Origin of the sequence: Leptospira ainlahdjerensis, from assembly GCF_016919175.1 — a bacterium.
Classification (GTDB): Bacteria; Spirochaetota; Leptospiria; order Leptospirales; family Leptospiraceae; genus Leptospira; species Leptospira ainlahdjerensis.
In genome coordinates this window covers 77,939-86,901 of record NZ_JAFFPU010000051.1, presented here as the reverse complement: position 1 = coordinate 86,901, position 8,963 = coordinate 77,939, and the positions used below count along the sequence as shown (strand labels likewise).

Sequence of the window (8,963 nt, the reverse complement as noted above, 5' to 3'; positions counted from 1 at the left end):
CTGCTGGCTTCTCCGATTGCGCCCACTGCAATCGTGTCTCCGTTTACCGCAACGCTGTATCCGAAAGAATCTCCTGCTTCCGCGTTAGACGCCTTTAGATACGCCTCTTCCGTCCAAGCGTTTCCGATCCTGCGATAAACATAGACAGCGCCGGCTCCTCCGGCGGAATTGTCAGCACTAGCCGGAGCTCCGTTTGTGATCGTAATTTGACTGCTGGCTTCTCCGATTGCGCCCACTGCAATCGTGTCTCCGTTTACCGCAACGCTGTATCCGAAAGAATCTCCTGCCTCCGCGTTAGACGCCTTGAGATACGCTTCTTCCGTCCAAGCGTTTCCGATCCTGCGATAAACATAGGCCGCGCCGGCTCCTCCGGCGGAATTGTCAGCACTAGCCGGAGCTCCGTTTGTAACGGCTGTTTGATTACTACTTTCGAGATAAGCGCCCACTACGATCGTATCTCCGTTTATCGCGACACTGTATCCGAACCAATCCCCCGCTTCCGCGTTAGACGCCTTTAGATATGCCTCCTGTTCCCAGATTCCGTTCGTTCGTTTGTAAACATAGACGGCTCCGGAACTGTCTGCTCCATTATCGGAGCTTGCAGTAGATGCGTTTGTGATCGTAGTTTGGCTGCTATTTTCCAAATACGCACCTACTACCATCGTATCGCCGTCAATTGCCACCGCATTTCCGTAATAATCCGCGATATCAGAATTGGAGGCTTTGATATAAGCGGCGTTTCCCCATTGGGATAAAGTCGGTATTAAGATCAAAGTGGTCGATACGGAGTTACCGAAATTATTCGCTGTAATCGTAAATTCGCTAACGCTCAGGACTTCCAGTGGAGTCCCCGAGATAAAACCCGTTTTGGGATCGATTGTGATACCTTGAGGAAGGGGTGGTGAAACCGAGTAATTGGAAGGAGTTCCCTGGATGCTCGGTCGCAAAGTCGGGATCGGTACGAGTCTCGCGTATTGAAAGGAAGATATCGAATATTTAAGGTTCGTGATAGGAGGATCCGTTGTGATAAAAAAGTTGAGCAAAAGCTGTTGTTCTTCCCCGCCTTTGAGACAATTTAAAAACGAATTGATACAGAATAATATTATAAATATAGAATATAAATTTGCACTTTTAAAGAATCTTAAACCGGATTTTGTTTTGTTACGAAGTGGATCTTCGTTTCGATCGAGCAAGACTAGAGGATTATTTTCGAAACACATAAGCTGCTCCTGCTCGAAACGCTGAATCGTCGGCGCTGGCGGCGTTGCCGTTCGTGATGGTGGTTTGATTACTGCATTCTTGAGTGGCGCCGACCACGATCTTGTTTGCGTGAACCCCCACGCTCCAACCGAACAAATCCGAACTTCCCGGATTTGGCGCCTTTAGATACGATTCAGCGCTCCAAACCGCAGATTTGCTAAAGACATATACGGATCCAGACTGAGGCATTTGTTCATTCCAATGACTTAGATTTCCGTTTGTGATTGTGGATTGATTGGAGGATTCGTTAATTGAGCCTACGGCGATTATATTTCCGTCGATTGAAACGCTGGAGCCGAATTGGTCTCCCCCTTGTACATTTTTAGCTTTTAAGAATGCAGCCTGGGCCCAAGATGTTCCGCTTCTTTCGAAAACATAAACCGCTCCGGCGCTACTAACTGAATTATCGGAGCTCGCAACTGATCCGTTCAAAACATCACTTTGGTTGCTGTCTTCGAAAGGCGCGCCGACAGCGATTGTATTGCCGGAAATGGATATTTTTTTCCCGAATTGATCGTTAGAATCCAGATTGGATGCTTTGAGAAAGGCTTCCTGGACCCATAAGGGTCCACTTTTTCTAAAAACATAGGCCGCTCCCGAGTTGAACTTCGAATTATCAGCGCTAGCGGTCGTTCCGTTAATCAATCCGGAAAGGCTACCTTCCTGAGGAGCTCCTACTACAACGGTATCGCCGGAGATGGCGACGCTAGAGCCGAAGTAATCGTTGTTATCCGGGTTGGGAGTTTTGAGATAAGCCTCCTGTGTCCATATAACACCGGTTCGTCGAAAAATATAAGCCGCCCCGGAATCGTTTTTAGAATTATTAGCGCTCGCAGTGGGGCCGTTTGTAATAAAATTCTCATCGCTGTCCTCCCACTGCGCGCCGACTACTACGAGATCCCCATCGATCGCGACCGAGGAGCCGAACTGATCGCCCGCGCCGAAGTTAGGCGCTTTTAGAAGAGCCTCTTGAGTCCAGGTGGAAGTTCCGCTGTCGAATACAAAAACATAAGCCGACCCAGAAGCCCCGTTACCAGTAGCTCCTACCACGATCGTATTTCCAGAAATTGCAACGCTCCAGCCGAATCGATCGTTCGGGTTCGTGTTGGAAGCTTTTAGGTATGCTTCTAAAACCCAGTTGCCGGAAATATTACGAAAAACATAGGCCGCTCCCGAATCCATAGCTGAAGTGTTCATGCTCGCGACGCTAGCGGCGGACCCGTTCGTTATTCCTATCTGATTGCTGCTTTCCCGATAAGCTCCGATCACCATCGTATTTTCTGAAATCGCGAGACTATGCCCGAAGAGAGCCCCTCCCAATCCAACGTTATTCGCCTTTATATAAGCTTCGTTCTCCCACCCTGCGATCGTAGCGGAAGAAGTCGGATTGGAAAAGTCTACTCCCCCCGTGGTAGAGTCCGATGGCCCCGGACCTTGGCCGGTAAGAAGGAGTAGATCGAAATTGTTTTTGGGTTCGTATTGACAATGGAAGAGTAGAATTAAGAGAAACAAAACGCAGATCTGATGAAAAAGGGAAGTATGGAAACTTTTTTTCGAGAAAAAAAGAATCTTTGTGCTCTTTTGATATTTCATAAATTTGCCAATTGGAAATTCTCTTTGACGCAAAGCCCGTGATAATCTATCTCAAAAGAATGAGCGCGTCACCGCTTGTTATAATTTAGAAATCTTTAATTATTAATCGCGCCGACCGAGTTATGTGTTAGGCGGTTAGTTTGTATTCATCTTCGAAAGATTTGGCGACGTAATAAAGAAAAAAGAATCGTTGGGTCCATTTTAAGTAATTTTCTAATCTAAAAGATATATGATTCTTTGAATGTGCTTCTTTTGGAATATACCGATGGGTTTATCGGCGTTAAGGAAACGGGTCGGTAATGGAATTTTTTTTCGAGTTCGAAACCCTTCTACTTAAAATCTTGAAGTCGAGCTTGATTCGTTTGCCTTGGATCGTGAGCTCATAAGAGCTTTTCCCAAAACCTGTCAAGCGCCAATAGAGGTGAGGCACTGAGTTTCGCGGAAAGTAGGAACTCCCCGTTTTCAGTCGACGGACTCATCTCGTAAAGAGAAGCAGCGTTTGTGGGAACTCCCCGTTTTCAGTCGACGGACTCATCTCGTAAAGAGAAGCAAGGTTTGTGGGAACTCCTTTGAGACTCTGAGATCCGTTTCTTTTTGTACAAATGACCGTTCTCTTTTTGAAACGGCCCATTCTGATCCGTAAGAATTTATAAAGATTAAATTTGAGTTTTGGATCGGAATTCGGGGTTTGATTTTCTAAAATGTCGATTCCAAAGAAAGACCCGAAGTATAGGAGCAATATACTTTCCTGGTTCCAAGTGAATGCAGTTGTAACGATTCCTTTCTCAATGAGAGAGAACCGGGACGATGTTCTGCAAAACGTTTAGATTAGATCCGGATCAAAATTCCTCGGAGACAGTTTTCAAGAATGGAATTGAGAAAAACTCTCTGAATCAAAAAAGAACTTCCTCGGGTTTGATCCAAAGACTCGACAAGGTTTGAGTTGATTTCCATACGGGAGCTTCCGGTGGGATATAGAATCGAATCCACATAATTAGCCTCTGAATCTCCTTCAGCCGATGAAAGGATGTAGATCGCCTTTTGATTTTTCCAATAAAGATAAAAATAAGAATCAAATATTCCGGAAACATAAAAATCCTGACTTCCTTCTTTTCGATTTTTCACGATCTCTTTTAGAGATTTTGTAAGAAGAGGAATATTCGGATATTCTAATTTTCTGAATTTGGAAGGTTCGGAGCCTCGGCTTAAAGGGGAAGTCGGGATATCACTACAATGGAAAGAAAGAAGAATTAGAAGCAAAACGAACAAAGCTGCACTTCTCAACAAACGATTTTATTCTTTTTGAATTAGGAAAAACCCTAAGCTTCGTCGCACACGGAGCTTAGGGTTAAATCTTACACTCTTGCGAGTCGTCCTTCCATCATTTCGATGATCTCGCTCATGTTCTTTTTGTTGATCACAATTTCGTAAGCGGCGGCGAGAACCGGGGTTTCCGCGGTGATCTTCATCAGATTCGGCATTACTTTTAGTCCGTAAAAACCGTTGGACATTCTTTCCGAAGGGGATCCGTATGCGATATCATATCCGGTTTTTCTGTCCTTAGCATCGGTTCCGAAACAAGAGAGCATAAAGTCAGTCAATCCGGAGAGACCTTGGAACGTTTCCGGTTGTCCACCCATCTTCGTTCCAATTTCGGTCATCTCGGAAAAGAATCGGTTGGAAAGATGAAAGAGAGAGTTGTCCACGTTTCCTCCGAGAGTCTGAGTAAAGTATCCTTCTACGATTCCCATCGCGAGCGCGTAGATTGTTTTCAGCGCCCCGCCCAACTGAACCCCTTTGATATCGGTCGGAATTTTCGCGGGTCTTGGAAAGATATAACCCGTGGTGAAAAGTTTTTGAACTCTTGGAATCAAAGACGCGTTAGACGCCGCGATCTCAAATCCGGAAATTTTTCTTTCCATGATCTGATCCGGATAACAAGCGCCGGCGATAACGCCCAATCGATCGTCTTCCAATCCGAATGCGGTCTGAACCTCGTCCAAAATCAAACCCGTACTCGTAAATCCTTTGATCACATTGAAAAAAGGAGCCTTGTTTTTGTTGAGGAAAGGTTGGATCTCGGGATAGACATTGATCAATTCCCAAGGATTGGTCCCTTGAATAAAAAGTGTCGCGGTTTTCAGAACTTCCGGATCGGAAGTGAAGATTAAATTCGGTGGAAGTTTGTAGAGAGGATAGTATTTTAATTCTCTTCTTTCCGTGTTGCATTGTTCCGTATAAGCCTGATCCGGGTGATAGAGATAAACGAGAACGTCCTTGTTCGCGAGCAAGGTCGCCACTGCGATTGACATACTGCTCGCTCCGATGACGACGATTTTTTCTTCCGGTTCTTTCGGAATTTTGATAAGAATATTTTTACCCGAAACGTCCCCTTTGTAAAGGTTTCTATAAGTCCCGTGTTGGTGTTTATTTAAGTTCGAACCTACGAGAAGAGCGAGATTGTCGATGAGAAATTGTTTTTTATCTCCGTGTTCCGGGAATTGAAGTTGTTCCACGTCTTTCGGAAAGGTCTCCATGTGTTTTCTGGAAAGTTCTCCGACTAACACAGGTTTGCCGATGACGATTTTTCCGTTCACCTGATTAAACAACAAACTTGTGGTCGGAAGAATCTTGTCCGTCTTTTCCAAAGAGATCGGAATGATGACCTTGTTTGCAACGTAGTGATAGACGGTTTCCACAAACGGCATCAGTCTTCCGTCTCTCGAACGGGTTCCTTCCGGGAAGATGGCTACGATCTTTCCGTCGGACTGAAGTTTTTGAGAATGCCGGAAGGCTCTCATGTTGATCTTGGTCATCACGTCCGAAAGACTCGGATTGTCCGCCATGTCTCTTTTCGAACAAACCAAAAGAGTCCCGAACATATAAAGCCCGAGACGCGTGAAGTCCGGTTCGTAGGCGAGTCTTCCCGCGATAAAAACCAGTTGTTCCGCGATCGCTTTTCCTTCTGGGGAACAGTTATAGAGTTGATGAAAGATTGCGGGAGCGTCTAAGTGCGAGAGGTGATTCGAGATCAGAGTGATCGGATATTTTCCGAGAAGAGGTTTGACCAATTTGAGATTGTCCACACCTTCCACGGTAAACTGTTTCATGATTGGAGATAGAAACTCCATCATAAACTCTCTGGATCTCTGTTCCGGAGAAGTATAAACTCCGACCGTTTCGAGAAGATTCGGTTCTTTGAATACGTCCATTACCGGAGGCATGGGAGTTACCGAGGATAAGTATAAAAACTTCTGGAGAATCTTCTTGGCTTCTTCTTCCGTCATTCCGGAACGTTTGAACAAGTGAATGTTTTCGAAAAATTCTTTCTGCCATTTCCCAACGCTGGATTCTTTCTCAGCCATCAATCTTACTCCTGGTCTTTCGATATAAATTCGTTTTCTTCCGGTGTTCCTAAGGGAAGCCCGGGTTGTTCGCATTCCGATATGATCTTTGAAAGAGAATCGGGGTCTAAAGTCGTTTTCGGTTAACTCCGAACGGAAAGAAATTTCCGAGTCGGAATCGGATTCTTGCTAATCTCGGAATATAACCGAGAAAGGCCTTTTAGAAGGACTTGCCCAAATCGTCGATTGAAATCGTAAGATGGAGAGAATCCGCTGAATCGGATGATAATCATCCGTTTGGAATGGGAATTGTCATTCTATTTTTTTAAAAAGGTTTGAAATCTGACGTCTCGGTTTTGAACTGTATTCTGGAACTGAAGTCTTCCAAAACATGAATCAAAAACTCCCAGAACCCAGCCAGAAAAAATGGATCCCGGACGGGTTTCACTTCCTTGGTCCGGAAGACAGCAAAGACAGACGCATCTTACTCGAGACCGTTTCGGGAGTTCTGAAAAAAAAAGGTTATTCAGAAGTATTCTTACCCGCCTTTGATTATAGCTCGACTTTTCTTCAGACGGTCTCAGCTCCCGATTCTTCTTCTCTCTTTCGAATCCGAGATCTTTCGGGAAACGAAATCTCGCCGAGCATCGATTTAACGGTGCAAGCCGTAAAGGGGATGGCCGGTTTTTCGCACCAGAAGGAAAACCAGAACATCTTCTACGTGGGAAGAATTTTTAGAGAAACCGCCAAAGGAAGCGTATCGCGAAAAGAAGTTTTGCAGATCGGCGCGGAATCGATTGGCGCCTCGGGTAAGGAAAACACACTTCGGATTTTGGAAGAATTGGACGAGATTATTTCTCTTCTTCCTCTCGAAAATGAACTGACGCTCGTGCTCGGAAACGTGAACCTCTTTCATTCCATCGTTCAGGAATATTCTCTTACCCAGAGCGAGAAAGAAATTCTTTCCACTTTGTTATATCAGAAAAACGTAAACGAGATCGAAAGAATTTTCGGAAGCAAGAAAAATCATTCCACTCTCATCCGTTTGTTAAACGCACTCGTTCTCAACTTCAGTCTGGATTCTTTGAAGAATTCTTTCAATCTGGATTCTCTTTCCGATAATCTTAAAAAAAGTCTCGGGGTCGTTCTGGAAGAAACCTCCTGGCTTTTAAAAGCTTGGGATTCCAAAAAGAGGAAGATCGATCTTTGTATCGACTTTTCCCTTTTAAGAGATTTGAATTATTATACAGGCTTTGTCTTTCAAGGTTATTTGCAAGGTTCTCCGGATCCGGTTCTTACAGGCGGAGCTTATGATCATCTCTACGAAATGTTTTCCGGAGTTCAGAAGAACGCAAGCGGTTACGCACTCGTGGTGAATACGTTAGAGGCATCCTTAAAATCCCCTCTTTCCGATCTTAGATCATGAAACGAAATTTTACCAACCAGCAATTTGAGGAAAAACTATGCCCGCATCGTTAGTAGTAGGAACCCAATGGGGTGATGAAGGAAAAGCGAAAGTGATCGACTTTCTCTCCAAGGACACGGACATCATCGTTCGTTATCAGGGCGGTGCGAACGCCGGTCATACCGTGGTCGTTCACGGGAAGAAGTATGTGTTTCATTTAGTTCCTTCCGGAGTGATCTACGACCAGACGATCTGCGTGATCGGAAACGGAGTCGTTTTGGATCCTCTTTTCTTTATTGAAGAATGTGATCGTCTTCAGAAGGAAGGTTTTCCCGTTTATGACAAACTTTTGTTAAGCGACGCCTGTCATCTTTTGTTTCCGTATCATTCTCAGATCGATTCTGCGAGAGAAACCACTCTCAGTCAGGAACACAAGATCGGGACCACAAAAAAAGGGATCGGAGTCTGTTACGCCGATAAGATGATGAGAACGGGTTTGAGAGTAGGGGATCTTTTGGACGATTCTTATCAATCCCGTCTCAGACATCTCGTGGAAGAAAAAAATCGCGAGTTGGACAAACTCTACGGAATGCCTCCAGTTTCCTACAACGAAATCAACGAAGGTCTGAAATTCTTTCTTTCCAAAGTAAAGAAGAATATTATAAATACCGCATATTATCTCGACAACGAGCTCAAGAAAGGAAAAAGAATCCTTCTGGAAGGTGCACAAGGAACCGGTCTGGACGTGGATTTCGGAACATATCCTTATGTTACGAGTTCCAATCCGACGACCGGAGGAGCTCTTATTGGAACTGGAATTTCTTTTCAACATCTCAAACACGTGATCGGAATCACAAAAGCTTATACTACGAGAGTCGGAGAAGGACCGTTCCCTACGGAGTTACTGGGAGAACCCGGAGAGGCACTTCGTCAGAAAGGTGGAGAATTCGGCGCTACGACGGGACGTCCGAGACGTTGTGGTTGGTTTGACGCGGAGATGTTGAAACATTCTGTTCGGATCAACGGGATCACTTCGATCGCTTTGACAAAGATCGATATTCTTTCCGATTATGATTCGATTCCGGTTGCGGTCGGTTATAAACTCAACGGAAAAACGCTGGATTGTTTTCCTTCTCAGTGTTTGGAAAAAGTAGAAGTTGTCTATGAAGAGTTTCCCGGTTGGAAGACGGATATTTCCGGAATCAGCGAGTTTCAAAAACTTCCCGAAAAATGTAAGGATTATATTTCCACTTTGGAAAAACTCATCGGAGTAAAAATCAATCTCGTATCAACGGGGCCGGATCGTAAGGACACGATTCACGGAGATTCTTTTTAGAGAATCGGAGGATTTTTTCAGCGTT

Annotated in this window: 6 protein-coding genes; 2 read left to right on the top strand and 4 right to left on the bottom strand. The window is 44.8% G+C overall.

Going from position 1 to position 8,963, the window contains the following annotated elements:
• The 4 genes from JWG45_RS14495 to JWG45_RS14480 all read right to left on the bottom strand — a co-directional run.
• A partial coding sequence (locus JWG45_RS14495) for a putative Ig domain-containing protein (RefSeq protein WP_205280396.1) occupies positions 1-1,220 on the bottom strand: 1,220 nt, incomplete at its 3' end.
• Positions 1,204-2,853, bottom strand: a complete 1,650-nt coding sequence (locus JWG45_RS14490; RefSeq protein WP_205280395.1) for an FG-GAP repeat protein — start codon at positions 2,851-2,853, stop codon at positions 1,204-1,206. The genes JWG45_RS14490 and JWG45_RS14495, both read right to left, overlap by 17 nt.
• Before the next feature lie 828 nt (positions 2,854-3,681).
• Positions 3,682-4,140 carry a hypothetical protein gene (locus JWG45_RS14485; protein WP_205280394.1) on the bottom strand — a complete coding sequence of 153 codons (459 nt, stop codon included), beginning with the start codon at positions 4,138-4,140 and terminating at the stop codon, positions 3,682-3,684.
• Between the two features lie 68 nt (positions 4,141-4,208).
• A complete protein-coding gene (locus tag JWG45_RS14480) occupies positions 4,209-6,218 on the bottom strand; it encodes a 1-acyl-sn-glycerol-3-phosphate acyltransferase (protein ID WP_205280393.1) in 2,010 nt (669 codons plus the stop codon).
• 370 nt (positions 6,219-6,588) lie between these two features.
• Here JWG45_RS14480 and JWG45_RS14475 point away from each other — a divergent pair, with 370 nt between their 5' ends.
• A complete protein-coding gene (locus tag JWG45_RS14475; protein WP_205280392.1) occupies positions 6,589-7,623 on the top strand; it encodes an ATP phosphoribosyltransferase regulatory subunit in 1,035 nt (344 codons plus the stop codon).
• 37 nt (positions 7,624-7,660) lie between these two features.
• A complete protein-coding gene (locus JWG45_RS14470; protein WP_205280391.1) occupies positions 7,661-8,938 on the top strand; it encodes an adenylosuccinate synthase in 1,278 nt (425 codons plus the stop codon).
• The last annotated feature ends 25 nt before the right edge of the window (positions 8,939-8,963 follow it).

Excerpts from the sequence above, each read along its gene's own strand:
- JWG45_RS14470 (WP_205280391.1), top strand. The coding sequence starts at position 7,661 with ATGCCCGCATCGTTAGTAGTAGGAACCCAATGGGGTGATGAAGGAAAA.
- JWG45_RS14490 (WP_205280395.1), bottom strand. The coding sequence starts at position 2,853 with ATGAAATATCAAAAGAGCACAAAGATTCTTTTTTTCTCGAAAAAAAGT.
- JWG45_RS14475 (WP_205280392.1), top strand. The coding sequence starts at position 6,589 with ATGAATCAAAAACTCCCAGAACCCAGCCAGAAAAAATGGATCCCGGAC.
- JWG45_RS14480 (WP_205280393.1), bottom strand. The coding sequence starts at position 6,218 with ATGGCTGAGAAAGAATCCAGCGTTGGGAAATGGCAGAAAGAATTTTTC.